Here is a 22,838-nt window from a genome sequence, read left to right on the forward strand (position 1 = left end):
GAGTCGGCGGTGCAGAGGGTCAGCCCTTGGTGGCGCCCGCGGTCAGGCCCGCCACGAGGTAGCGCTGCCCGAAGACCGCCGCGAGGAGCACCGGGACGGTCATGAGGGTGGCGGCCGCCATCAGCCCGCCCCAGTCGGTGCTCGCGTAGGACATGAAGTTGAACAGCAGGACCGGCATCGTCATGGTGCGCTCGTCCGCGAGGATCAGCGCGAAGATGAAGTTGTTCCAGCTGAAGATGAACGCCAGCACCGCGGCGGCCGCCGTGCCCGGCGCCGCGAGCGGCAGCGCGATCCGCAGGAACGCCCCGAAGGCGGAGAGGCCGTCGGTCCGCGCGGCGTCCTCGAGCTCGACCGGGAGGCCCTCGAAGAAGCCGATCATGATCCACAGGATCAGCGGCACGGAGACGAACATGTGGCTCAGGATCAGCACCAGGTGGCTACCGACCAGGCCGAGCTGCGCGAACATGTAGTACCAGGGCACGAGCAGCGAGATGGCCGGGACGATGCGGGCCACGAGCACTACCGAGCCCGTCCGGCGCATCCGGAACCGGCCGACGGCCCAGGCGGCCGGCACGGCGATGACGATGCTCAGCGCAGTTGATACGACGCCGACCACCAGCGAGTTGACCAGCGAGTGCCCGAGCGCGCCGTCGGCCAGGACACCCTGGAAGTTGTCCCAGGTGGGTGTGAAGACCAGGCCGACGGTCGGGTCGGTGACCTGGACGTTCGTCTTGAAGGCGGCCGCGATCATCCAGACGATCGGCAGCGCGATGACCGCGCACACGATGACGATCAGGACCGCACGCAGGACGCCGAGCGCACGCTGCGGGCCGGACCGCCGTCGGGCGACGAGCCGCTGGGGCACGCGTCCGGGCGTACGGCTGGGGACTGGGGCGGTGGTCACGGCGCTCACGAGGCGCTCCTCTCGGTCCGGCGCCGCAGGAAGACCACGATCGCGACGATGAACAGCGTGAACAGGACCAGGACCGCGGAGGCGAGGCCGTACTCCTGGTAGTCGAAGGTGAGACCGTAGGCATAGACGTTCAGCGTCTCGGCCTCGAAGTCCGAGCCGCCGCCCGGTCCCTTGGTCGCGTAGATCAGGTCGAAGGTCTTCAGGGCGTCGACGCCGCGGAGCACCAGGGCCGTGAGGATCGTGGTGCGCAGCATCGGCAGGATGATGTAGACGAACCGCTGCCAGCCGCTCGCGCCGTCCACCCGGGCGGCCTCCTCCGGCTCCTCCGGCAGCGTGGTGAGGCCGGCGAGCAGCAGCACGGTCATCATCGGCGTCCACTGCCACACGTCGATGAGCATCAGGGTGGGCAGCGACTGCGAGACCGAGCCCAGGAACTCCTGGGGCGGGATGCCGACGAACCCGAGCAGGTGGTTGGCTATGCCGTTGGTCGGGTCGAGGATCAGCATCCACAGGATGCCGATGGCGACCGGGGTGGCCAGCAGCGGCACCATCAGGATGGTGCGCACGATCTCCATGCCGCGGAACGCCTTGCGCATGAGCATCGCCAGGGCCAGCCCGAGGATGGTCTCCAGCACGACGGCGCCGAGCGTAAAGACGACGGTGCGGCCCACGGCGGGCCAGAACCGGCGCGTGTCCGTGAGGGCGTCGGCGAAGTTCTGCAGGCCCACGTAGGCGTTGCCCGCGTTCACCGCGCCGAACGCGTCGGTGAGGCTGAGGTTGATCGTGAACACCAGCGGGAACACGATCATCAGCCCCACGAAACCGAGGGCGGGCGCGAGCAGCGCCCACTTGAGCCGGCGGTTCGCGGTCTCGAAGGTCACCATCGGCTTGTCCGACGGCGGGGTGCGGCGGGCGGTTGCGGCGCCGGCGGTGGTTGTCGTCGTCATCTAAAACTCCCGCTGACGGTTGTCACGGACGAGGAAGTCGTTGAACTCGGCGTCCGCATCCGCGGCGACGGACGCGACGTCCTCGCCGAGGATCCCGGAGACCAGCGGGCGGCCGACGATGTCGCGGGCGCGGCCCACCTGCATCACCTCGGGGCGGTCGTGCCCGACACCGTTGGCGGCGTTGATCCGCATCGCCTCGGCCAGGTCGGGCGGGAAGGACGCCAGCGTCGCCGGGTCGTCCCAGACGGACTGCCGTGCGCCGGGGATGCCCTCGGACTGCAGGCGCGCCACCATCTCGGGGCTGGAGGCCCAGCGGAGGAACCCCCACGAGTCGTCCCGCAGCAGCGAGAACTCGTTGACCGCGAGGCTCCACGACGGGATGTTGTGCGGGACCGAGCCGGCCGGGCCGGCCGGGAACGGCGCGAACCCCACGGTGTCGGAGACTGTCGAGATCGAGGTGTCGAGGAAGTTGCTGTAGATCGCGTCGGCGTCGACGTACATCGCAGCCTTGCCCTGCGCGAAGATCGGCATCGCCTGTTCCAGGCTCATGTTCGTGGCCCCGGGCGGCCCGGCGTCGTGCAGCAGGCGCCCGTAGTACTCGTAGGCGGCGATCGCCTCGGGAGTTGCGATGCCGGACCGGCCCTCGTGCATGAAGTCGCCGCCGAACGAGTACAGGAAGCTCGACCACTGGGTGACCGCACCGGCGCGCTGGCCGCGGCCGACGTACCCGAAGAAGCCCTCGCTGCGCCGCTGCAGCTCCAGGGCGATGTCGAGCATGTCGTCGAGGGTCTGCGGCGCTCCCCCGAAGTCTTCGAGCAGGTCCTTGCGGTAGTACAGCGCCGGACGCTCGGTGACGACGGGGACGCTGACGACGTTGCCCGCGGCGGTCGACCGCTCGCGCGGGGCCTCCTGGAAGTCGGTCCAGCGGTAGGCGGCGTCGCCCTCGACCCGGTCGGTGAGGTCGGCGATCCAGCCGTTGCGGGCGAACAAAAGCTGGTCCTGCAGCGGACGGACCGTCATGACGTCGATATCGGTGGCCGAGGCGTTGAGCCGGACGTTGAAGGTCGAGGTGAGCTGGTCGGCGGTGAGCATCCGCACGGAGACGCGACGGCCGATCCGCTCCTCGATCTCGGGCAGGTAGCGGCTGATCGCCTGCGTCCAGACGTGGTTGATGGCCAGGACGCGCAGCGGGGCGTTCGGGTCGGCCGTCCGCGGGCCGCGCGAGCAGGCAGCCAGCACGGACATCGCGGCGAGCACGCCGAACGACCGTCGGCTCAGCTCGCCGGCGCGCCGTGGGCTCGTGGGCAGTGACATGCGTGCGTCACACCTCCGTGTGTGGCTCGGATGACAAGTGGTCCAACTGGTAGGACCAGTTGGACGCTAGCACGGTCGCGAGGGCACGCCAAAACCACCCGGAGTCGACTGACGGAGTGCCGTCGCGATGGCGCCGCACCTCAGATGATCGAGGCGGCCTTGTCCACGGACGTCGGCGGATCCGCATCGACCGCGGTCAGGATGCCGTCGTCGTACTCCATCAACGTGACCGCATCGAGCGTGCTCTCGCCCCGCCGAATGACGCGAACGATTTCACGGGCATGAGCGCGACAGGGGCCGACGGCGCCACCGCCTCCGAAGCCTGCGTCGATGGCGTCGGGAGAAACCAGGCGTCCGCCGAGCTCGTGATCGTCCAGGCGTCCGGCCCACCACCGGGCACGAGCACGTTCGTGCGCAGTCGCCCGGTCGGTCTCGACGGACACGATGATCAGCCGTCGGCAGTCGGCTTTCGCGAGCGACAGCAGCAAGCGCTCCCCATACGCCGGCGTGGACATCGTGCTCTCGAGCACGATGTCCAGAGAGCCCTCCAACGCAGAGCGGCGCACGGCGTTGCACACCTCCGTCGACATCGTCTGCAGCAGGGGTGACAGATCCAGGGGCATGACGTTTCGACCATCCGGCAGCACCCGGGAGAGCGCGCTCGCGTAGGTCCCGTCGATCACGCACCGACGGGCAAGGAACTCCTTGGCGATGTCGGCATCGATCACCAGCCGCGAGTGGACATCCTCCACCGCAGCCGACAAGGTCGAGCTCTTTCCCGCACCGGGCGGTCCGGCGGTGACCACGACACAGCTCCCGCCTCGCGTCACGCCCCCGGCGTAGGTCTCCAGATACCAGTCTCGAGCTTCCCGGACGAGCCGACGCCGCTGCGCCGATGCAAGTACCGCATCCAGCGACCGCTCGCCCGAGATTGCCGCCAGAGCCGCAGCATGAACCTCGTCGCGCAGCTCACTCATGCGCATCGAGGATCACGTCGGCCTCAGCCTCGGTGAGAAAACCGCCTTCGAGAAGCGCCTCGACGTCCTCCTCAGACGAACCGGGCAGAACACCGTCGACCGGATCGACGACGCGACGTACCCATGCCTCGATCCCACGAAGGCGCGGGAACATCTGATCCGTCGAGATCTTGCCCGCGTACCGCTCCAGGACTACCTCTTCGACCGACTCACCGACACCCACCGCCTTTGCCCTGGCGATCAACCGATGCACGGCAGACTGAGACATGTGTACAGCGCGGGCGATGTCGCGCTGCGCCATCCCGCCTTCAGCCGCTAGGTACACGCGCCGGGTCCGCTCGATCTCCGCCAGGCGCGCGAGCACATAGGCCATCTTCAGATCCGACTCGCCGACTACGGCAACATGGTTTGACATGACGACCTCCTGAGCGACCAGGCTACGCGGTGATTCATTTTGAATCAAGCGCAGTTGATTGCCGACGGTCGCTAGCGGCCTAGCAACGTCTCGATGTGGCGGGAGGCCATCAGGTCCAAGCCGACGTCGAGGTCCGGGCCGTAGGTGCGCAGCCCCAGCGCGAGGTGTTCCCGCATCCGCTCGCGCGCGAGCTGGACGTCGCGCGCCTGGATCGCCTCGACGATCTCGGGATGGTGCGGCACCCCCGGCTCCCCGATCCGCGGGTCCGAGTTGGACCGCAGCATCATCTCGAACATCATGCCGCCGATGGAGGACAGCATGATGCGCAGCACCGGGTTGCCGCAGGCGGCGGCGATGGTGTCGTGGAAGCGGAGGTCCTCGCGCGCCTTGTCGACGACGTCGCCGGCGGACTCGACGCGGTCGAGCGCCTGCACTATCGCGTCGACCTGCTCGTCGGAGGCGCGCTCGGTCGCCAGTCCCGCGATCTCCACCTCGAGCGGGATCCGCGCCTCGATGAGCTGCCGCACCGTCGGGCGCTCGGTGCGGTAAAGGGCGTCGTATCCGCGAGCGTGCGCCGACGACTGCTCGGTGACGAACGACCCACGGCCCGGCGCGACCTCGATCAGGTCGGTGGCCTCCAAGCGGCGCAGCACCTCTCGGATCACGTTCCGGCTCGCGCCGAACTGCACCGCGAGCTCCCGCTCCGACGGCAGCTTGGCGCCGACCGCCCACTCACCCGTGTGGATCTGCTGCTCAAGCTGGCGTGCGATGTGCTCGGTGAGCAGGCCCCGGCGCCCGGTCGTCCCCGTGTCCCGGGGGTCCGACGGCGGCGCGAGGGGGGAGGTCATGGATCGAGGATATGCGGCTCAGCACTGGTCGTAGGCGTACGCCTCGTTGTCGGGGCCCACCAGGTCGCGGTCGCGCAGGATCGTCAGCGGAGCCCGGTCCGGGCCGGCACACACGGCGTCGAACCCGTCCGGGAGGTTGTCGGTGTACTCGATCTGGAGCACGTTCTCCCCGTAGACGCCGGTGTACGCGCCGCACTCGGCATAGGCCGCACACTCCTCGGTAACGGCGAAGTCGAACCCGAGCGCATGCCCTTCGGCAGCCGCCTCGGCGGCATTCTTCTGCCCGACGGCGAGGCCTGCGCCGTGGGCCAGCTCGATGTAGGAGCCCGCGAGCGCCAGGGCGTCCGCCTGCTCGATCAGGCCCGTGCTCGGGTCGGTGAACCGCGTCCACGTGTCGAGGTTGTCGATCTCGACCCCGTCGAAGCCCGCATCGGCACACCCGGTGATCACGGGGCCCAGAATGCCGAGGATCCGGTCGCGCTTCGCCTCAGTTGACGGGTCGAGGACGTACTCGTCGGGCCAGTCCGGATCCACGACGAGCCCACCCGCAGCGTCGTGGAGCAGCAGGTCCTCGTTGCCGTCGAGCCAGAGGTCCTCCTGGCCGGGCTGGGTCTGGAAGCCGTTGACGTAGCAGACACCGTAGGCGCCGGCGGCGGGCTCGGCAGTCGCGTCCCGCACTACGACGTCGAGCCCGCTCGCCAGGTCGTACGCGGCGCCGAGCTGGTAGTCGAACACCCCGCTCGTGGGCGGGAGGGTCACGGCCTCGGCGGCGGCGCTGGCGCCGGTTGCGGCATCGCCGCCGTCGTCGGCCGAACAGGCCGTGAGCGCCAGGACGACGAACGCGGCGGCGACCAGCTGCCGTGGCATCTCAGCGGGCGGCGACGGCGTCCGCGATCGGCGTCGTGCCGTTGCCGAACTCGATGGTGCGGCCGATCGTGCTGTCGTCCGCCAGGACCGCGGCGGCGACCGCCGCGACGTCGGCGCGCGAGACCCGGCCGTCGCCGGGCTCGGCTACCTCGATCAGACCGGTGGGCTCGTCCAGCGTGAGCGGGCCCGGGGCGAGGATCGTGTAGTCGAGCCCGACGGCGCGCAGGTGCTCGTCCGCTGCGGCCTTCGCCTCGGCGTACGCGAAGAACGAGTTGTCCTCGGGCACCCCGTGGTCGAGCCGCGCACCGAGGTAGGACACCATGACGTAGCGCGCGACACCCGCCGCCTTCGCGGCGTCCATCGAGCGGATCGCGGCGTCGCGGTCCACGGCGTAGGTACGCGCCTGGCTGCCGCCGCCCGCACCCGCCGACCAGACCACGGCGTCGTGCCCCCGCACGAGCTCGGTGAGCCCGGCGATGTCGAGGTTCTCGACGTCGGCGACCAGCGGGGTCGCTCCCGTGGCCGCGACCTCCGCCTGGTGGTCGGCATTGCGGAACACGCTGGTGACGTCGTCGCCACGCTCGACGAGCAGCGGGGCGAGCCGGAGCGCGATCTTGCCGTGGCCACCGATGATGAGAACTCGGGACATGGTGCTTCCTTCCGTGGGGTGCACCCCCAGGCTATGCCGAGATCTGCGCCATGAGGCCCATCAGGTCCGGGGCCACCCACTCCTCGGCGATCTTGTCGCCCTCGAAGCGGTAGACCTCGACGCTGCGCCACCTGACCTTGCCGCGCTGCTGACCGAGGCGCGGGCCGGGCGGCTGGCCGCCGAGGGCCCGGTCTCGCCGGAGCTCACCACGCTGCTCGCGGGTCTCGGCGAGGTCGCGGACTCCCCGATGGCCGCGCACGACAGGGAGCACCTGGCCTTCCTCGACGTGGTGGTCCCGGAGGCAGCGCGGGGCTCGCTGATGGCGACGCTGCACGCGACGCGGGAGCACGCGGCCCAGTTCTACGACCTGCTGGACGCCCTCGCCGACCTGGAGCCGGGCGATCCGCGAGTGGCCCACGCGGCGGAAGCACTGACGGCCCTGCTGCCCGCTGATCTGGTGCCGCCCGTCTCCGACCAGAAGGCCGGCGGTCTGATGGACAACATCTTCGCCGACCTCGCCCCGGCCCAGCGAAGGGCCGTCCGCGACGCGATGCGGCTCATCGCCGAGCGGCGGGAAGGAAGGACTCAGGCCCGCTGACGTTCCTCCTGCTCCCGGACCAGCTCCTCGACCGCGGTCGGCAGGGTCGTCTCGAAGTCGATCAGCTTCACCCACGTCGGGGTCACGACGATCCGGACCATGCCGTCGACATAGAGCGAACGCACCCCCTTCTCCCACTCGACCCGCTGCTCCGCCGTCATCTCGTAGCTGGTGTTCGCCTCGAGGAACTCGTCCGGGATGCCGTCCACGTGGTCCAGCTCGGCGGTACCGCGGATGAGCAGGATCTTGGGCGGGTGCACCTCGGTGTCGATCGTCAGGGCGACCATCGGGTTCTCGCGCAGGCTCGGCAGCTTCGGGGCGTTCTTCGGCGTGCACATGACGATCTCCGAGCCGTTCCACGAGAATCCGATCGGGACGTTGCGGGGCGTGCCGTCCTTGGCGACGTACGCCAGGCGGGTGATGTCGCGGGCGAGCAGCTCCTGGCTGATCGGGCGGTTCAGGATCTCGGTGACCTCGTTGGTGTCCATGGTCTTCCCTCTCGTCGTGCGGCCCGGATGGCCGCTTCTATGCCTGGGACGGAGCGGGCGCCAGCTTCTCGACATCCGCAGAGCTCGCACCGTCAAAAGTGGTATGCCCTCGCCCGCTACCTGTGGTCCGATGGCTCCTCGCCCTAGGCTCCAAACCGCACCGCTGCCGCGAGGAGACAGATGACCGACCGACTCCTGCCCGATGCCGAGACGATCGAGACCGTGCTCGCCTCCCGGCCGGGCGCGTGGGGTGCCGGAGCACGAGTGCTCTCGGTGCGGGACCTGTCCCCCGGGCTGAGCCGGGCGGCGGTGCTCCGGGTGAGCATCAGTGCGCCGGGCAGCCGCCCGGCCCAGTGGATCGTCAAGATCCCGAGCTGGGGCGAGCCGTCCCTCCTCGACTCGCGGGACGGGCGGCTGCACCTCCGGGAGGCCGACTTCTTCGGCAGCGACGTCCCCGGTCTGCTGCCCAGCGGCCTGGCCACACCGGCGGACCCGACCGTGATCCGGCAGAACGGCCTCGACTGGATAGTGATGCGCGACGCCGCCGCCGTCCTGCACCAGAGCTGGACTCCCGCCGCCGCGATGACCACCGCCGAGCGGATCGCGCCGCTGTTTGCCGTGGGAGCCGCGCGCGCCGGCCTGCTCGACTCCCTCTGGCTGGAGCGGGCGGGCTACGCCGCATACACCCATCACATCCGAGACGGTCACGACAACCTCGACGCGCTGGCCCATGACCCGCAGCTCAGGGCGCTGTTCACCCCTGAGCAGGTTGATGCCCTGCACACCTGCCTGGACGCCGCCGCCGTGCTGAGCGCACGCGCCGCGGAGCTGCCCACCACTCTGGTCCACGGAGACCTCCACCCGCGCAACGCCGGCCTCGACCCGCACGGCGCGCTCCTCCTCATCGACTGGGAGCACGTGGGCGTGGGCCCCGTGGGGTTCGACCTGGGCACCTTTGTCTCGATGTACCGGGCCTTCGGCGGATCCGGCGAGCTGGACGAGCCCGCCCTGCTCGAGGTCTACGGCCGGGCCCTCAGCGACCTGGCCGGGGCCGACCTGCGCCCCGCCGTCGCCATCGGCTTCGCCATCGCTCACCTGACCTGGGGTCTGCACCTTCGCCTGGGTCCCGGCCTGACGGCGGTGCGCCAGGGCCTCCACGGCGACAGCCCCGGGGAGCTCGCCGCGCATCTCGACGATCTCCGCTCGGGCTGCCTGCGTGCCCTGTCCTGGGCGTCCGCGACGTCGTTGGCCTGATCGGGCCCCAAGTTGACGCAGTGTTCAAGTTCGCCGTATCTTTCTTGACTATGAAGTCAAGTAACGCGATCTCCGCGCCGGGCCTGGTGCTCGACGCCCCGGCAGCCCTGGCGGCTTCGGCAGCAGAGGCCCCCGAGTCCGTCGACGCCGGGGCGGCCACCGCCTCCCCCACCACCGCATCGCCGTTCCAGCTCCTGCCCACGGGCGAGGCGTTCGGCGTCTGCGACCTGGACGGGGTGTGCTCCTGATGGCCGGCGAGGCATTCGGCCGGTCCGCGGACCGGCTCGTGGTCGACGTGTGGAGCGACGTGATGTGCCCGTTCTGCTACATGGGTGACACCCTCCTGGAGCAGGCGGTGGCTCAGTTCCCGCACGCCGCCGGCGTGGAGGTGCGTTATCACAGCTTCCTGCTGATGCCGGAGCTGACCGAGGACGACACCCCGGTCAACCCGGCCGAGCTGCTGTCCGCCAAGCACGGCCTCCCGCGCGAGCAGGCAGAGGCGATGAACGAGCAGGTCTCGGCCCGCGCCCGGCAGATCGGGCTGGAGTACCACCTCGACAAGGCCCAGGCCGTCGGCACCCGCACCGCGCACCAGCTCAGCCACTACGCCGCAGGCCAGGGCAAGCAGCACGAGATGGTCAAGCGGCTCTTCCAGGCGTACTTCACCGAGGGCCTCAACGTCGCGGACCGCGAGGTCCTGGGTGACCTGGCCGCCGAAGTCGGCCTGGACCGGGACGCCGCCCTAGCGGCCCTGGCCGGCGGCGAGTTCGCCGACGACGTCGAGGCGGACCTGCGGCAGGCCCGCGAGTACGGCATCACCGGGGTGCCGTTCTTTGTGTTCGCCGGCAAGTACGCCGTCTCGGGCGCACAGCCGGTCGAGGCGTTCACGCAGGCCCTGGAGACGAGCTGGAACGAGACCGTCGGCTCGGCCGCGACCGCCGGCGCCGCCGGGGCCGGGCGATGAGCTCGGACACCCCGCGGCTGCGCGCCGACGCGCAGCGGAACGTCGAGGGCATCCGCCTGGCTGCCCTCGACGTCTTCCGAGCCCACGGGCTGAACAGCCCCCTCGACGAGGTCGCACGCGCCGCGGGGGTCAGCAAGGGCACCATCTACCACCGCTTCGGGGGTCGGCAGGGGCTGATCGACGCCGTCGTCGAGGAGCTCGTGGCCGAGCGCATCAGCGGCATCATCAGCTCGGTCTCGGCCATCGACGACCCGGTCGAGCGGTTCGAGGGTTACCTGCGCGGGCTCTGGCTGCTCCAGTACGACGAGCCGGCCGCCAACGACGTCCTGCTGCGCGCACTGCCGGGCTCTGCCCCGCTGGCGGCGATGTGCGAGCACGCCGCCGAGGTCGCCGCCCGCTTCCTCGCTGACGCCCGGGCCACCGGCACGATCCGGGACGACCTGACGCCGGAGGACGTCGGCATCCTCATCTGGGAGCGCGGCATCATCGCCCGCGCCTGCGACCAGCAGCACCGCGACGGTTACATCAGGAGCTTCGAACACACCCTGCGCGGACTCCGCAGCGGTTCGTGACCACGCGCGACACCCGGTTCGGACGTTCCACTACGGTGTGACGCATGCAGCCTGCGACGACGGGCTCTGCCCGTCCGACAGTCGTCTTCGATGTACTCGGCACACTGGTTGACCAGGCAGGAAGCCTCGGCACTCGGGTGTCCGAGGTGACCGGGATCAAGAGCGGTGCCGCGGCATACGTAGCCCGTCGATGGCTCGAGCGCATCGCCGAGCGGGAGCGCGAGATCGTCGAGCGTCGTCGCGCGTTCGCCCCCAGTCACGAGCTGGACCGTGAGGTCCTGAACTCGCTCGTCCACGAGAACCTGCTGCCGCCCGGGTCGGCGGTCAGGCTCGCCGACGCGTCGGAGCGGCTGCTGCCGTGGCCGGACGCCGCGGCCGGCCTCGACCTCCTTAGCCGCGACCTCCCGGTGCTCGGCCTCTCGAACGCGAGCCGCCGGGTCCTGGCCGGGCTGAGTGCGGGCGGCGGCCTGCGGTGGCACCAGGTGCTCTCCGCCGAGGACGCCGGCACCTACAAGCCAGGCCGGGAGATCTACGAGCTGGCGCTGGCCAGCGCACCCGCCGCGGCGGACCCGCCCTTCATGGTGGCGGCGCACGCCTGGGACCTGCGGGCCGCCGCCGCGGCGGGGATGCGCACCGCCTACCTGCCCCGCCCCGGCGGCGACCTGCCTCGTCCGGGTGACGGGTTCGACCTGCACGCGATGAACCTGGTGGACCTGCACGCCCAGCTGCTCGCCCTGCCCGGCTGAGCCCGCAAAGGCTCAGGACACGTCTCCGTAGCGGGCCGCCAGCGCGGTGGCGCGGTCGCGCAGCGCGGTCCGCAGCGACTGCGGGGCGAGCGCCTCCGCGGCCGTGCCGAGCTGCCACAACGCCCATTCGGCGTGGCGCGCGTCCTGGAAGGTCACCTCCAGCCGCAGGCGGCCGTCGTCGTCGGCCTCCTCGTCAAGGATCGCGAGCGCCGTGCCCACCAGCTCCTCGCGGCGCGCCGGGTCCATCCGGACCAGGACGGTTACCTGGTTGCCGCCGGTGCGGAAGCGGGTGCTGCGCTCCTGCCAGACCTGGTCCAGGTCGACCCGGTCCGGGCGCTGTGCGGGTTCGGCCAGCTCCTCCGCGGCCAGGATCCGGGACAGCCGGTAGGTGCGGTCCGCGCCGGACGACATGGCCAGCAGGTAGCCCTTGTCGCGCACGGTGACCAGGCCGATCGGGTCCACCGTGCGCCACCGCGGGGCCTGGTCCACTGCCGCGTAGTGGATGCGCAGCCGGTGCCCGGCGAGCACGGCTCGCCGGATCTCGACCATCGCGGCTTGGGGCACATCGTCGGCAACCGGCCGGCGCGCCAGCAGGTCGGTCTCCGGTTCGACCAGAAAGCGCTGCGCCGCGTCGCTCGCTACGGCCCGGTGGTTCTCGGGCATGGCGTCGACCACCTTGCGCATGGCCGAGGCGAGCGCCGAGCCGAGGCCGAACACCTGCTCGCCGCGGCCCGTCCCGGCGGTCAGCACCGCCAGGGCCTCGTCGTTGTTCAGCCCGGTGAGCTCGGTCCGGAACCCGGGCAGCAGGGCGAACCCGCCGTGGCGACCACGTTCGGCGTAGACCGGGACGCCGGCCGCGGACAGCGCCTCGATGTCGCGCAGCACGGTGCGGGTGGACACCTCCAGCTCGCGGGCCAGCGTGTCCGCGGTCAGCCGGCCGCGCTGCCGCAGCAGCAGCACCAGCGAGACCAGCCGGTCGGCGCGCACAGAAAAACTCTAGCGGAATACCTGACACAGGGTGTCGTGATTTGGCGCCAGGCTCGGTGACACGACGTCGAAGATGGCGGCTACCGAGCCCCGGACCGGCGTCGTCCCGAAACGAATGGAGCTGACGTGACGATGGAACGCACTGCGGTCAACCCGGTGGCGTGGTCGGTGGAGCTGGGGTTCAACCAGGCGGAGGTGGTCTCCGGGCACACCCGGACCCTGTACTGCTCCGGGCAGACCGCGATGAGCAGCGACGGCAAGCCCCTGCACGACGGCGACATGGCGGCGCAGCTGGCGTTGAGCCTCGACAACCTGGAGGCAGTGCTCGACGAGGCCGGCATGTCGCTGGCGAACCTCGTCCGGCTCAACGTCTACACCACCGACGTCGACGTGCTCTTCCAGCACTACGGGGTGCTGGCGTCGCGGCTGGGCGCGGCCCGGGTGGCGCCGCCAACGACGATGCTCGGGGTCACCCGGCTGGCGATTCCGGGGCAGCTGGTCGAGCTGGAGGCAACCGCCGCCGGGTGATTGTTCGGGCATTCGGAACAGGTATTCCGGGATACCTTGCGCCGGGACCGGTCCCCGCGCTAGCGTCGTCGAATTAGTGACCGACTGTTCGGTCACTAATTCGAACCCAGGAGATTTCGATGAAGAAACTTCACATCCCCCTTGCGGCCGCAGCGGCCGCCACCCTCGTGCTCGCCGGGTGCTCGTCCCAGAACTTCGGCGGCGAAGACACGCCCAGCGAGACCGGACCCATCGCCATCGGCGCGGTCCTCGACGTCACCGGGCCCGGCGCCAGTCTCGGTGTCCCGCAGCAGAACACCCTCCAGATGCTCGCCGACCAGCTGAACGAGGCCGGCGGCATCGACGGCCGCGAGGTCGAGCTGACCATCGTGGACAACCAGTCCACCGAGGACGCCGCCGCCCGCGCGGTGAGCGACCTCGTCGAGCAGGACGACGTCGACATCATCCTCGGCGCGTCACGGACCGGCCCGAGCCTCGCGATGCGACCGGTCGCGGAGCAGAACGAGATCCCGATGATCTCGCTCGCCGCCAACGCCGCGATCGTCGCCGACTCCGAGTGGGTCTTCAAGACCACGCAGGACGACCGCGTGGTGCTCGAGAAGATCCTCGGCCACGCCAGCGACGCCGGGTACACCCGGGTCGCGCTGCTCCGTGACGCCTCCGGATTCGGCGAGGGCGTCGCCGAGACGATCACCGAGCTCGGCGCCGAGCGCGACATCGAACTCGTGACGACGGAGTCGTTCGAGCCGACCGCTACCGACTTCACCGCGCAGCTCACCAACATCCGGTCGTCGGACGCCGACGCGGCGATCATCTGGGGCATCAACCCGGCGGCGGCCCTCGCCCAGCAGCAGTACGTCCAGCTCGGCGTCGACCTGCCCGTCTACCAGTCGCACGGCGTCGCCAACCAGACGTTCTTCGACCAGGCGGGCGACGCGGCCAACGGCGCGATCGTGCCGATGGGACGCATGCTGGTGGCCGACCAGCTCGCCGACGACGACCCCCAGAAGCCCGTCATCGAGGACTACGTCGCGCAGTACGAGGCGGAGTTCGGCGAGGCACCCAACGCGTTCGGCGGTTACGCCTTCGACGCGTGGAACATCGCGATCGAGGCCATCACGGCGGCCGGGACCGAACCCGAGGCACTCCGCGACGCCATCGCGGCCACCACCGACCACGTCGGCGTCTCGGGTGTCTTCAACTACTCGGACACCCAGCGCTCGGGCCTGACCGCCGACTCCGTGATCATCGCCGAGGCGGAAGACAACGCCTGGGTCCTGATCGGGGAATGATCCTTTGCTCACCGAATTCTTTCAGCTGACGGCGGCAGGGCTGTCACAGGGCTCTGTGTACGCCCTGCTCGCCGTCGGCCTGATCGCGATCTACAGCGTGCGACACATCGTGAACCTCGCCCAGGGCGAGTTCGCGTCGTTCGCCGGCCTCGGCGCCGCGTGGCTCATCGCCGTCGGGGTCCCGGTGGTCCTCGCCATCGTGGCCGCCGTGGTCACCGTGACCGTCACGGCGGTCCTGATCGACCGGCTCGTCATCGCCCGGGTCAAGAAGATGACCACGCTGACGTCGATCATCCTGACGCTCGGCATCGCGACGCTCATGCAGGCGCTCATGCTCCTGGCCTGGGGGCCGACGGCGCGCCGGCTGCCCCCTTCCCCGGCTCCGACGTCATGATCGGCGGGGTCAGCATCCGCTCCCAGGAGTTCTGGATGCTCGGCGCCATCCTGGTGGTCGGCGTCGGGATCATCCTGTTCTCGGAGCGCACGCGGCTCGGCAAGGCTATGCGCGCCGTCGCCGAGCAGCCGATCGCCGCGCGCATCGTGGGGATATCGCCCGCGCTCGCCTCCGCGGTCGCCTTCGGTATCGCGGGCTTCTCCGGCGCCATCGCCGGCGTCGTCTCCTCCCCGCTCTACCTGTCGGCCTGGTCGGTGGGGCTGCTGCTGGCGCTCAAGGGATTTGTGGCCGCCGTGCTCGGCGGGCTCACGTCCTATCGGGCCGCGATCGTCGGGGGCCTGCTCCTCGGCATCCTCGAGTCCTACGTCGCGGGCTACATCGCCTCCGGCTATCGCGACGCGGTCGCCTTCCTGATCCTCATCATCGTCCTCATCGCCCGGCCCGCGGGCCTGGTGCTCCGACCGAACAGGGCCCGAGTCTGATGGCTGCTCAGAAAAACCCGATCCCGCTGCTCGGTCCGGCCAAACGCAGGAACGAGATCGTGGGCCTGGTCGTGCTCGCCCTGGCCATCGTGGTCCTCCCGTTCGTCGCCAGCCCCTCGATGCTCGGCATCGTGGTGTTCGCCATGATCTTCGCCCTGCCCGCGATCGGGCTCAACCTGCTCATGGGGCTCGCGGGCCAGGTGAGCCTCGGTCAGGCCGCCTTCTTCGCGGCGGGCGCGTACACCCACGCGATCCTGCTCACCCGCTACGACGTCCCCGGCCCCCTGGCCGCCGTGGCGGGCGTAGCGGTGGCGATGCTGCTCGCGCTCCTCGTCGGGGTACCGCTCCTGCGGCTGCACGGTCACTACCTCGCGCTCGCGACGCTCGGCCTGGGCTTCATCGTGATGATCCTGGTGCGCGAGAACGACTTCACCGGCCGCAACACCGGTATCCACGGGTTCTCCCGGCCCGAGGTGTTCGGGGTGTCGATCGACAACAACGCGTTCTTCCTGTGGTTCGTCGCGCCGGCCGTCCTGGTCGCGCTGGCGCTGGCGATGAACCTCACGCGCAGCCGCACCGGACGGGCCCTCTCGGCCCTGAACGACTCCGGGATCGCCGCCGAGTCGCTCGGCGTCCCGACGTTCCGGCTCCGGCTGGGCGTCTTCGTCCTCTCCGGAGGGCTGGCCGGGCTCGGCGGCGTCTACTACGCCTACCACGTCTCGCTGGTCAGCCCCGCGGTCGCGGAGCTCCATCTCTCGGTCGAGTTCCTGCTCATGGCGGTGCTCGGCGGGCTGGGCTCCGTCTGGGGTGCGCTCATCGGTGCGGTCATCGTGGAGTGGCTGGGCGAGGGACTGCGGGACCTGATCCCGATCCTGATCCCGGGGGCCAGCGGCGAGGTGCAGCTCGTGGGCTACGGCCTCGCGCTCGTGCTCGTCATCCTCGCGATGCCCGGGGGTGTCCACCAGTTCCTCGACTCCCTCTGGAAGCGCGTGCGGTCCACGGCGAGTCGCGGCAGACCCGCAACGGCTCAGGCTGCACCCGCGGACGACGACCTGGCAGATGTGGAGCTCTCCGTGTCGACGCCGGTCGCCCCCGGCGAGATCGTTCTTGAGGTCCGCGGGCTCACCAAACGCTACGGCGGGGTCGTGGCCGTCGACGACGTCAGCTTCGACGTCCGCGCCGGCCGGATCATCGGGCTCATCGGCCCGAACGGGGCCGGCAAGACGACCTGCTTCAACATGATCAGCGGGGCCCTGACCCCGACGGCAGGTGAGGTCCGGCTCTTCGGGCAGTCGATAGCAGGCAAGCACCCCCACATCGCCGCCCGGCTCGGGCTCACGCGGACCTTCCAGAACCTCCAGGTCTTCACCTCGACCGACGTGCGCGGCAACGTCTACATGGGGCGCTACCTGCGCGGCCGCGCCGGGTTCGTGCGCGGCATCCTGGGCCTCCAGGGCCACGAGCAGCGGCGTCAGCTGGCGGACGCCGACGAGCTCCTGCGTGCCTTCGGCCTCGACGACGTCCCCCAGATGGCCGCGGGCGACCTCCCGTTTGGCCGCCAGCGGATCATGGAGGTTGCCCGGGCGCTGGCGTCCGAACCCGCGGTCCTGCTGCTCGACGAGCCAATGGCCGGGCTCACCGGGGCCGAGCGCGACCGGCTCGCCCGGCTGCTGCGCTCGCTCCGTACCGCCGGCCTGACGACGATCCTCGTGGAGCACGACGTCGGCCAGGTGCTCTCGCTCGCCGACGAGGTCATCGTGCTCGACGACGGGGTGGTCGTCAGCCACGGGACCCCGGAGCACGTACGGCACGATCCGGCCGTGATCGCCGCATACCTCGGCGACACCGCGACCACCGAACCGGCCAGCACCGACACGGTCGCCCCCGAGGCGGCCGCCCCCGAGAAGGTCACCATCAAGAAGGAGGCCCGATGAGCCTCGAGATCACCGACCTGACGGCGGGCTACGGCCAGCTCCGGGTCCTGGAAAAGCTGTCGTGCAACGTCCCGACCGGCTCGATCCTCGCCGTTGTCGGCGCCAACGGTGCCGGGAAGACGACGCTCCTGCGCGCCGTCGACGGGCTCATCCCGGCGTCGTCGGGCAGCGTGACCCTGGACGGCGAGCAGATCCTCGGCCTGGCCACCGAGAAGCTGGCCCGCCGCGGGCTCGCGCACGTGCCCGAGAACCGGCTCGTCTTCCCCGGTCTCTCGGTCCAGGACAACCTCGTCCTCGGCGCGTGGAGCAAGCCCCGCAACGCGCCGTTCGACGAGACCCTCGCACTGTTCCCGCGGCTGGTCCCGCGGCTCGCGCAGGCCGCCGGGTCGCTCTCGGGGGGCGAGCAGCAGATGCTCGCGATCGGCCGGGCGCTCATGTCCCGGCCGAAGGCCCTGCTGCTCGACGAGCCGAGCATCGGGCTTGCGCCCAAGGCCGTCGTCGAGATCATGGACGTCCTCGCCCGGCTCCGGGACTCGGGCGACATGTCGATCCTGCTCGTCGAGCAGAACCTCTCGGCGGCGTTCCGCGTGGCGGACCGCGCGATAGTCGTCGCGCACGGAAGGGTCGCGCTCGAGGGTTCGCCCGACGAGCTGATGAACTCCCCCGAAGTGCGCGACGCATACTTCGGCGGCCTGGACGCCAAGGCGTCATAGACCACCCAACTGACTCGCCCGCCCCAATACGGCGAGTCAGTGGGTTGGTCGGACCACCCAACTGACTCGCCGCACTGGTGCGCCGAGTCAGTTGGGTGGTCCGACCGCGTTGCGCCAAGCCAGTCAGCCAATGCCGTTGGTGTGCCGGCGGGTGTGCGCGCGGCGGGTGGGACAGGTCACCACCCGCCGCGCGGTCCTGGGGTTCAGCGCAGGTCGTACAGCCGCTTCAGCTTGCCCTCGCTGCGCGGGAGCGAACCGGCGGGCTCGACGACGACGCCCACGCTCGACCCGACCCGCTCCTTGACCTGCTTGGCGAGCACCTTGGCGAACGGGCTCGCGGACTCGACCGACTGGCCGGGTGCGTGCTCTACGCGGACGCAGAGGGAGTCCATCCGGCCCTCCCGGGTCAGCTCCAGGATGAAGTGGGGCGACAGCTCGGGAATGCCGAGGACAACCTCCTCGATCTGCGTCGGGAAGAGGTTGACGCCGCGCAGGATGATCATGTCGTCGTTGCGGCCGGTGATCTTCTCGATGCGCCGCATACCAGGCCGCGCGGTGCCGGGCAGCAGCCGGGTCAGGTCCCTGGTCCGGTAGCGCAGGACCGGGAAGGCCTCCTTGGTCAGCGTGGTGAACACCAGCTCGCCGTGCTCGCCGTCGGGCAGCGGCTCCCCCGACTCGGCGTCGATGATCTCGGGGAGGAAGTGGTCCTCCCAGATGTGCGGGCCGTCCTTCGTCTCGACGCACTCGTTGCCGACACCGGGACCCATGACCTCGCTCAGCCCGTAGATGTCGACGGCGTCGATGTCCAGGCGCTCCTCGAGCTCGTGCCGCATCTCGTTGGTCCAGGGCTCGGCGCCCAGCACCGCGACGCGCAGGCTCGTCGACCGCGGGTCGACGCCTGCGGCCTCCATGGCATCAACGATCGTCAGGAGGTACGACGGCGTGCAGAGGATGACCTCGGGCTCGAAGTCGGTGATCAGCTGCACCTGGCGGGTGGTCTGACCGCCCGAGACGGGGATCACCGTGGCGCCGAGCCGCTCGATGCCGGCATGGGCGCCGAGGCCGCCGGTGAAGAGCCCGTAGCCGTACGCGTTGTGCACGCGCATCCCCTGCCGCACCCCGGCGGCCCGGAGGCTGCGAGCCACGAGGTCCGCCCACGTGTCGAGGTCCTTGTGGGTGTACCCGACGACTGTCGGGCGGCCCGTGGTGCCCGAGGACGCGTGCACGCGCGCGACCTGGTCCATGGGCACCGCGAACATGCCGAACGGGTAGTTCTGGCGGAGGTCTTCCTTGGTCGTGAAGGGCAGCAGCCGGACGTCTTCGAGGCTGCGGATGTCCTCCGGGGTCACCCCTGCATAGCCCAGCTTCGCGCGGTAGAACGGCACGTTCTCGTAGGCATGCCGAACGGCCGACTGCAGGCGCACCAGCTGCAGGTCTCTGATCTGTTCGCGCGAGAGCCGTTCGGCCTCGTCGAGCACGGGCTCGTACTGCATGGAGATCGTCATTGGTACTCCTCGAGGATGGTCGCCGGCCCGGACGGGCGGCCCGGACAAATACTAACCGATCGTCCGGTTGGTTAATAGTCGATGATGGGGCCGGGAACGTAAGCTCCCGGCCCCACCTGTTCGGTCAGAGATTCTCGACGAAGAAGTCGACGATCGGGTCCAGCACGGCCTCGGTCGACCAGACCCTGCCGCCCTCGGGGTCGCCGAGGAAGGAGAGGTCCCCGTGACCCGCGCCCTGGACCAGGTACCGCGTGCTCGGCACGCCGGCAGCCAGGAGCGCGTCGTGCGTGAGCAGGGTCTGCGACGGCGAGATGAGGGTGTCGTTCGTGCCGTGGTAGTTGAGGAACGGGGGCTCGGTGCCGTCGATGTACGTGACCGGGTCCGCCGCGGCGGCAGCTACCGGATCGTCGAAGAGCGTCTCGCCGGTACCCGCACCCAGGACGTAGGTGGTGACGAAGTTGTCCGGGGTCTCGCGGTAGTAGTCCTGCGTCTCCTGGTCGAAGTCGGCAGCGATGCGGGTGAGGTCGGACGCGCCGAACTCCTCCACCACCGCGCTCACGTCGCTGGAGACGTCGAGGTTCTCGCCGACGTCGAACGACTCGTCACCCTGCGTGACCCCGGCCATGGAGGCCAGGTACGCCCCGGCGGACTCGCCCCAGAGACCGATCGAGTCGCCGTCCAGGCCGTAGTCGGCAGCGTTGGCCCGCAGGAAGCGCACGGCGGACTTCACGTCGGCCACGCCGTCGCGGTAGGTCCCGCCGTCGCCGATCGTCCGGTACTCGATCGCCGCCACGGCGATCCCGTGCTCCATGAGGTACGAACGGTTCCCGATCGAGCCGCCGCGGTCGGAGACGATGAACCCTCCGCCGGGGATGTACACGACGACGGGAACCGGGCCCGACACGTCCTGCGGCACCGTGATGTCCATCCGGATGAGGTAGGTCGACCCGTCGTCGAGCACGGGCTCCGAGAAGACCACGTTCGAGTACTCCGTGAGCTCCACACCGGTGCACTGGGCCTGCGGGCTGTCGTCGGCGTCGAGCACGATGCTTGTGCTCTGGTCGCTCTCCGCGACCGTGGTCGAGAGCGGGAGCCCGCCTCCGCCTCCGCCGCCCATTGCGGGGGCGGCCGCTGCGGGAACGGTGCAGTCGGCGGACGGGGTTGTCGTGTCCACCGGGACGGCGCACCCGGCGAGGAGCAAGCCGACCGCCACGACCGATGCTGCGATGCCCGCGCTGCGGGCCGATATCTTGCGCACTCTTCTACTCCTCGTTCTCTGGGACGGCGGAAACCTGCTGGGCGGACGTGGCCGGATAGCGAACGAACGCGACGATCGCCACCGCGACGAACGCGGCGGCGGCCAGCCAGAAGACGCCCTGGTACCCGGCGATCACCCCGAGGGCGAGCGTGTGCGTGCTCGGAACGCCGCCGAGGCCGCCGACCTCGACGAGGTGGGTGCCGATGAAGATTCCGTTGGCGATCCCGGACAGGGTGGTCAGCAGCGCCACGCCGACCGAGGTACCGATCTGCTGCGCGGCGTTGAGGACCGCCGAGGCCACGCCCGAGTCCTCCGCCCGGACGCCGAACGTCGCCGCGGACAGCGTGCTGGCAAAGATGACGCCGAGGCCGACCCCCGTCAGCAGCAGCCCGGGCAGGATGCCGGTGGTGTACTCCACGCCGTCGTGGACGAGGGCGAGCAGCACCATGCCGAGCGCGCTGACCAGCGCCGCGACGGGCACCTTGACGCGCAGGGGAACGTTGACCGCCAGGCCCGCCGAGATGCCCTGGGCCCCGATGGCGATCGCAGCGACCATCGGGAGGAACGCGAGCCCGGCGTAGAACGCGGGCATCCCGATGATCTCCTGGAGGTAGCTGGTCGCGAACACGAAGACGGCGACGATCCCGACCGAAGCGATCAGCATGACGAGCGAGGACGTCGAGCGCCGGCGATCCGCCAGGATCGACGGCGGCAGCAACGGGTTGGCCGTGCTGCGCTGCGTGCGCGCAAAGACGACGAGCAGCACGATGCCGACCACCAGCGTGATCCCCGCGACGACCGGCTGCAGCGACGCGGTGGCGACGGCGTACACAACGCCGACCACGCCCACCGAGGCGAGGATCGACCCGCGCACGTCGAACGGCTTGGGCTCGGTCGGCTGCGGACGCGGCAGGGCGAGCAGCGCCCCGACGACGGCGACGACCGCGAACGCCACGTTGATGTACAGGGTCCAGCGCCACGAGAAGTACTCGGTCAGCCAACCACCGAGGATGAGGCCGACGCCGGCGCCCGCCCCGGACACGGCGCCGAAGACGGCGAAGGCCTTCTCACGGCTGGCCGAACCGGCGAACGCGACGGTGAGCAGGCCCAGGGCGGCCGGCGCGAGCAGCGCCGCGAAGACACCCTGCGCGGCCCGGGCGGTGATCAGTACCGCGAGGCTCGGCGCCCAGCCCCCGACCGCCGAGGCCAGCGCGAAGCCGATCGCGCCGATGACAAACGCGCGGTGCTGGCCGATACGGTCACCGATGCGCCCTCCCACGAGCAGGAGGCCACCGAAGGCCAGCGAGTAGGCAGCGACGATCCACTGCCGGCCGCTCGCGTCGAAGCCGAGCTCCGCCGCGGCCGCCGGCAGGGCGATGTTGACGATCGTCGCGTCGAGCACCACGAGGAGCTGCGCGAGCGAGACCACGACGAGTGCGAACCAGCGCCGGGGTGGCGCCGACGAGCCGATCGATGTCGTGGACGGTGTTTGGGTTGACATGCGTCCCCTGCTCTACTGAGTGCGGAATAGCTATTCCGATCACGGTAACACAGAACGGAACAGTTGTTCCGGCGGGCTAGTATCGAGGGGTGTCAGACGAGAACCCAGTAGAGGCGGACGACGCGACCGAGCGCATCCTGAGTGCCGCGCGCGAGGTCTTCGCGACGGACGGTCTCGACGCTAGCCTCGGCGACGTCGCCCGGCACGCCGGGGTCGGCGTCGGCAGCATCTACCGGCGGTTCGGCAACAAGGACGACCTTATCCAGGAGCTCGCCGCCCGACGCTTCGAGGTGATCATCGACCGCGTGTCCTCGGAGCTCGACGCCGACGACGCCTGGGAGGCGTTCGCCACCGAGTTCCGGCAGTCCGTCGCGGAGTACGCGACGGACCGCGGGTTCCGGGAGCTCGTGATCGGCAGCGTGAGCGGAACGCTCGGCTGGGCGCGCGGGAGCGAACCGGACCGCCTGCGGGCAGCGATGGGGCGGTGGGGTGCTCAGATGGAGGCCGCCATCAACAGCCTCATCGAGCGCGCCCAGGAAGAGGGCACGCTCCGGCCGGACGTGAGCGGGTCCGTGATCCTCGAGCTCAGCATCGCGCTGCAGTCGATCGCCGGCCTGGGCAACGACCACAACCACGAGAAGGCGATCCAGATCATCCTGGACGGGCTGCGCGTGACCTGAGCCGGGGCCGCC

27 protein-coding genes are annotated in these 22,838 nt (G+C 70.4%); 13 read left to right on the top strand and 14 right to left on the bottom strand.

All coding sequences use genetic code 11. From position 1 onward, the window contains the following. Positions 1-19 precede the first annotated feature (19 nt). The 9 genes from AB1046_RS13310 to AB1046_RS13350 form a co-directional block, all read right to left on the bottom strand. Positions 20-913, bottom strand: coding sequence for a carbohydrate ABC transporter permease (locus tag AB1046_RS13310; RefSeq protein WP_369369785.1), 894 nt, complete (start codon positions 911-913; stop codon positions 20-22). Next, positions 910-1,860, bottom strand: coding sequence for a carbohydrate ABC transporter permease (locus AB1046_RS13315; RefSeq protein WP_369369786.1), 951 nt, complete (start codon positions 1,858-1,860; stop codon positions 910-912). Before AB1046_RS13315 ends, AB1046_RS13310 begins: the two co-directional genes overlap by 4 nt. Then, positions 1,861-3,174, bottom strand: a complete 1,314-nt coding sequence (locus tag AB1046_RS13320; RefSeq protein ID WP_369369787.1) for an extracellular solute-binding protein — start codon at positions 3,172-3,174, stop codon at positions 1,861-1,863. A 140-nt stretch (positions 3,175-3,314) separates the two neighbouring features. Continuing rightward, entirely contained in the window at positions 3,315-4,151 is an 837-nt protein-coding gene (locus tag AB1046_RS13325; protein WP_369369788.1) for a zeta toxin family protein, read from the bottom strand. Next, positions 4,144-4,566, bottom strand: coding sequence for a winged helix-turn-helix domain-containing protein (locus AB1046_RS13330; protein WP_369369789.1), 423 nt, complete (start codon positions 4,564-4,566; stop codon positions 4,144-4,146). The genes AB1046_RS13325 and AB1046_RS13330 overlap by 8 nt, the downstream gene beginning before the upstream one ends. A 71-nt stretch (positions 4,567-4,637) precedes the next feature. Next, positions 4,638-5,414: a FadR/GntR family transcriptional regulator gene (locus AB1046_RS13335; RefSeq protein WP_369369790.1), complete on the bottom strand. Its 777-nt coding sequence runs from the start codon at positions 5,412-5,414 to the stop codon at positions 4,638-4,640. Between the two features lie 18 nt (positions 5,415-5,432). Next, positions 5,433-6,281, bottom strand: a complete 849-nt coding sequence (locus AB1046_RS13340) for an endo alpha-1,4 polygalactosaminidase (protein ID WP_369369791.1) — start codon at positions 6,279-6,281, stop codon at positions 5,433-5,435. Position 6,282: 1 nt separating this feature from the next. Continuing rightward, entirely contained in the window at positions 6,283-6,930 is a 648-nt protein-coding gene (locus AB1046_RS13345) for an SDR family oxidoreductase (RefSeq protein WP_369369792.1), read from the bottom strand. 31 nt (positions 6,931-6,961) lie between these two features. Beyond that, positions 6,962-7,189, bottom strand: a complete 228-nt coding sequence (locus tag AB1046_RS13350) for an ester cyclase (RefSeq protein WP_369369793.1) — start codon at positions 7,187-7,189, stop codon at positions 6,962-6,964. On the opposite strand from AB1046_RS13350, the gene AB1046_RS13355 reads away from it, so the two are divergent. Further along, a complete protein-coding gene (locus AB1046_RS13355; protein ID WP_369369794.1) occupies positions 7,178-7,528 on the top strand; it encodes a hypothetical protein in 351 nt (116 codons plus the stop codon). The genes AB1046_RS13350 and AB1046_RS13355 overlap by 12 nt on opposite strands. Here the strand turns inward: AB1046_RS13355 and AB1046_RS13360 are convergent. Continuing rightward, a complete protein-coding gene (locus AB1046_RS13360) occupies positions 7,516-8,016 on the bottom strand; it encodes a pyridoxamine 5'-phosphate oxidase family protein (protein ID WP_369369795.1) in 501 nt (166 codons plus the stop codon). The genes AB1046_RS13355 and AB1046_RS13360 overlap by 13 nt on opposite strands. A 180-nt stretch (positions 8,017-8,196) precedes the next feature. Here AB1046_RS13360 and AB1046_RS13365 point away from each other — a divergent pair, with 180 nt between their 5' ends. Genes AB1046_RS13365 through AB1046_RS13385 form a run of 5 tightly spaced genes read left to right on the top strand, consistent with a single transcriptional unit; the run spans position 8,197 to position 11,552 of the window. Next, on the top strand, positions 8,197-9,270 hold the full coding sequence (locus AB1046_RS13365; RefSeq protein WP_369369796.1) for a phosphotransferase family protein: 1,074 nt from the start codon (positions 8,197-8,199) through the stop codon (positions 9,268-9,270). Between the two features lie 50 nt (positions 9,271-9,320). Continuing rightward, complete coding sequence (locus tag AB1046_RS13370) at positions 9,321-9,518, top strand: hypothetical protein (RefSeq protein WP_369369797.1); 198 nt, start codon at positions 9,321-9,323, stop codon at positions 9,516-9,518. Then, positions 9,518-10,234, top strand: a complete 717-nt coding sequence (locus AB1046_RS13375; RefSeq protein ID WP_369369798.1) for a DsbA family oxidoreductase — start codon at positions 9,518-9,520, stop codon at positions 10,232-10,234. Before AB1046_RS13370 ends, AB1046_RS13375 begins: the two co-directional genes overlap by 1 nt. Further along, positions 10,231-10,806 carry a TetR/AcrR family transcriptional regulator gene (locus AB1046_RS13380; RefSeq protein ID WP_369369799.1) on the top strand — a complete coding sequence of 192 codons (576 nt, stop codon included), beginning with the start codon at positions 10,231-10,233 and terminating at the stop codon, positions 10,804-10,806. Before AB1046_RS13375 ends, AB1046_RS13380 begins: the two co-directional genes overlap by 4 nt. Positions 10,807-10,850: 44 nt before the next feature. Further along, positions 10,851-11,552, top strand: a complete 702-nt coding sequence (locus tag AB1046_RS13385; RefSeq protein ID WP_369369800.1) for an HAD-IA family hydrolase — start codon at positions 10,851-10,853, stop codon at positions 11,550-11,552. A gap of 12 nt (positions 11,553-11,564) precedes the next feature. Here the strand turns inward: AB1046_RS13385 and AB1046_RS13390 are convergent, their stop codons facing one another. Next, entirely contained in the window at positions 11,565-12,539 is a 975-nt protein-coding gene (locus tag AB1046_RS13390; protein WP_369369801.1) for a helix-turn-helix transcriptional regulator, read from the bottom strand. 132 nt (positions 12,540-12,671) lie between these two features. Here AB1046_RS13390 and AB1046_RS13395 point away from each other — a divergent pair, with 132 nt between their 5' ends. The 6 genes from AB1046_RS13395 (at position 12,672) to AB1046_RS13420 (ending at position 17,882) form a co-directional block, all read left to right on the top strand. Continuing rightward, the gene (locus AB1046_RS13395) at positions 12,672-13,067 is read left to right on the top strand and encodes a RidA family protein (protein WP_369369802.1); all 396 of its coding nucleotides are present in this window, start codon (positions 12,672-12,674) and stop codon (positions 13,065-13,067) included. A gap of 119 nt (positions 13,068-13,186) precedes the next feature. Beyond that, complete coding sequence (locus AB1046_RS13400; protein WP_369369803.1) at positions 13,187-14,359, top strand: ABC transporter substrate-binding protein; 1,173 nt, start codon at positions 13,187-13,189, stop codon at positions 14,357-14,359. Positions 14,360-14,363: 4 nt separating this feature from the next. Beyond that, entirely contained in the window at positions 14,364-14,753 is a 390-nt protein-coding gene (locus AB1046_RS13405; RefSeq protein ID WP_369369804.1) for a hypothetical protein, read from the top strand. Next, a complete protein-coding gene (locus AB1046_RS13410) occupies positions 14,750-15,235 on the top strand; it encodes a branched-chain amino acid ABC transporter permease (protein WP_369369805.1) in 486 nt (161 codons plus the stop codon). The genes AB1046_RS13405 and AB1046_RS13410 overlap by 4 nt, the downstream gene beginning before the upstream one ends. Continuing rightward, on the top strand, positions 15,235-17,169 hold the full coding sequence (locus AB1046_RS13415; RefSeq protein WP_369369806.1) for an ATP-binding cassette domain-containing protein: 1,935 nt from the start codon (positions 15,235-15,237) through the stop codon (positions 17,167-17,169). Before AB1046_RS13410 ends, AB1046_RS13415 begins: the two co-directional genes overlap by 1 nt. Further along, positions 17,166-17,882, top strand: coding sequence for an ABC transporter ATP-binding protein (locus tag AB1046_RS13420; protein WP_369369807.1), 717 nt, complete (start codon positions 17,166-17,168; stop codon positions 17,880-17,882). Before AB1046_RS13415 ends, AB1046_RS13420 begins: the two co-directional genes overlap by 4 nt. Positions 17,883-18,085: 203 nt before the next feature. On the opposite strand, the gene paaK is transcribed toward AB1046_RS13420, so the two are convergent. The 3 genes from paaK to AB1046_RS13435 form a co-directional block, all read right to left on the bottom strand. Next, the gene (gene paaK / locus AB1046_RS13425) at positions 18,086-19,387 is read right to left on the bottom strand and encodes a phenylacetate--CoA ligase PaaK (RefSeq protein ID WP_369369808.1); all 1,302 of its coding nucleotides are present in this window, start codon (positions 19,385-19,387) and stop codon (positions 18,086-18,088) included. 124 nt (positions 19,388-19,511) lie between these two features. Beyond that, positions 19,512-20,645 carry a carboxylesterase family protein gene (locus tag AB1046_RS13430; protein WP_369369809.1) on the bottom strand — a complete coding sequence of 378 codons (1,134 nt, stop codon included), beginning with the start codon at positions 20,643-20,645 and terminating at the stop codon, positions 19,512-19,514. A 4-nt stretch (positions 20,646-20,649) separates the two neighbouring features. After that, positions 20,650-22,146 (bottom strand): MFS transporter, encoded by a 1,497-nt coding sequence (locus AB1046_RS13435; RefSeq protein WP_369369810.1) that lies wholly within the window; start codon positions 22,144-22,146, stop codon positions 20,650-20,652. A gap of 89 nt (positions 22,147-22,235) precedes the next feature. On the opposite strand from AB1046_RS13435, the gene AB1046_RS13440 reads away from it, so the two are divergent. Beyond that, positions 22,236-22,826 carry a TetR/AcrR family transcriptional regulator gene (locus tag AB1046_RS13440; RefSeq protein ID WP_369369811.1) on the top strand — a complete coding sequence of 197 codons (591 nt, stop codon included), beginning with the start codon at positions 22,236-22,238 and terminating at the stop codon, positions 22,824-22,826. Positions 22,827-22,838: the final 12 nt, after the last annotated feature.

The sequence above is a fragment of the Promicromonospora sp. Populi genome (assembly GCF_041081105.1).
Lineage (GTDB): Bacteria > Actinomycetota > Actinomycetes > Actinomycetales > Cellulomonadaceae > Promicromonospora.

What these genes read in the sequence shown, in the direction of transcription:
- AB1046_RS13315 (WP_369369786.1), bottom strand. Translation starts at nt 1,860, where the DNA reads ATGACGACGACAACCACCGCCGGCGCCGCAACCGCCCGCCGCACCCCG.
- AB1046_RS13320 (WP_369369787.1), bottom strand. Translation starts at nt 3,174, where the DNA reads ATGTCACTGCCCACGAGCCCACGGCGCGCCGGCGAGCTGAGCCGACGG.
- AB1046_RS13325 (WP_369369788.1), bottom strand. Translation starts at nt 4,151, where the DNA reads ATGAGTGAGCTGCGCGACGAGGTTCATGCTGCGGCTCTGGCGGCAATC.
- AB1046_RS13330 (WP_369369789.1), bottom strand. Translation starts at nt 4,566, where the DNA reads ATGTCAAACCATGTTGCCGTAGTCGGCGAGTCGGATCTGAAGATGGCC.
- AB1046_RS13335 (WP_369369790.1), bottom strand. Translation starts at nt 5,414, where the DNA reads ATGACCTCCCCCCTCGCGCCGCCGTCGGACCCCCGGGACACGGGGACG.
- AB1046_RS13340 (WP_369369791.1), bottom strand. Translation starts at nt 6,281, where the DNA reads ATGCCACGGCAGCTGGTCGCCGCCGCGTTCGTCGTCCTGGCGCTCACG.
- AB1046_RS13345 (WP_369369792.1), bottom strand. Translation starts at nt 6,930, where the DNA reads ATGTCCCGAGTTCTCATCATCGGTGGCCACGGCAAGATCGCGCTCCGG.
- AB1046_RS13355 (WP_369369794.1), top strand. Translation starts at nt 7,178, where the DNA reads ATGGCCGCGCACGACAGGGAGCACCTGGCCTTCCTCGACGTGGTGGTC.
- AB1046_RS13360 (WP_369369795.1), bottom strand. Translation starts at nt 8,016, where the DNA reads ATGGACACCAACGAGGTCACCGAGATCCTGAACCGCCCGATCAGCCAG.
- AB1046_RS13365 (WP_369369796.1), top strand. Translation starts at nt 8,197, where the DNA reads ATGACCGACCGACTCCTGCCCGATGCCGAGACGATCGAGACCGTGCTC.
- AB1046_RS13370 (WP_369369797.1), top strand. Translation starts at nt 9,321, where the DNA reads ATGAAGTCAAGTAACGCGATCTCCGCGCCGGGCCTGGTGCTCGACGCC.
- AB1046_RS13375 (WP_369369798.1), top strand. Translation starts at nt 9,518, where the DNA reads ATGGCCGGCGAGGCATTCGGCCGGTCCGCGGACCGGCTCGTGGTCGAC.
- AB1046_RS13380 (WP_369369799.1), top strand. Translation starts at nt 10,231, where the DNA reads ATGAGCTCGGACACCCCGCGGCTGCGCGCCGACGCGCAGCGGAACGTC.
- AB1046_RS13385 (WP_369369800.1), top strand. Translation starts at nt 10,851, where the DNA reads ATGCAGCCTGCGACGACGGGCTCTGCCCGTCCGACAGTCGTCTTCGAT.
- AB1046_RS13395 (WP_369369802.1), top strand. Translation starts at nt 12,672, where the DNA reads ATGGAACGCACTGCGGTCAACCCGGTGGCGTGGTCGGTGGAGCTGGGG.
- AB1046_RS13400 (WP_369369803.1), top strand. Translation starts at nt 13,187, where the DNA reads ATGAAGAAACTTCACATCCCCCTTGCGGCCGCAGCGGCCGCCACCCTC.
- AB1046_RS13410 (WP_369369805.1), top strand. Translation starts at nt 14,750, where the DNA reads ATGATCGGCGGGGTCAGCATCCGCTCCCAGGAGTTCTGGATGCTCGGC.
- AB1046_RS13415 (WP_369369806.1), top strand. Translation starts at nt 15,235, where the DNA reads ATGGCTGCTCAGAAAAACCCGATCCCGCTGCTCGGTCCGGCCAAACGC.
- AB1046_RS13420 (WP_369369807.1), top strand. Translation starts at nt 17,166, where the DNA reads ATGAGCCTCGAGATCACCGACCTGACGGCGGGCTACGGCCAGCTCCGG.
- paaK (WP_369369808.1), bottom strand. Translation starts at nt 19,387, where the DNA reads ATGACGATCTCCATGCAGTACGAGCCCGTGCTCGACGAGGCCGAACGG.
- AB1046_RS13435 (WP_369369810.1), bottom strand. Translation starts at nt 22,146, where the DNA reads ATGTCAACCCAAACACCGTCCACGACATCGATCGGCTCGTCGGCGCCA.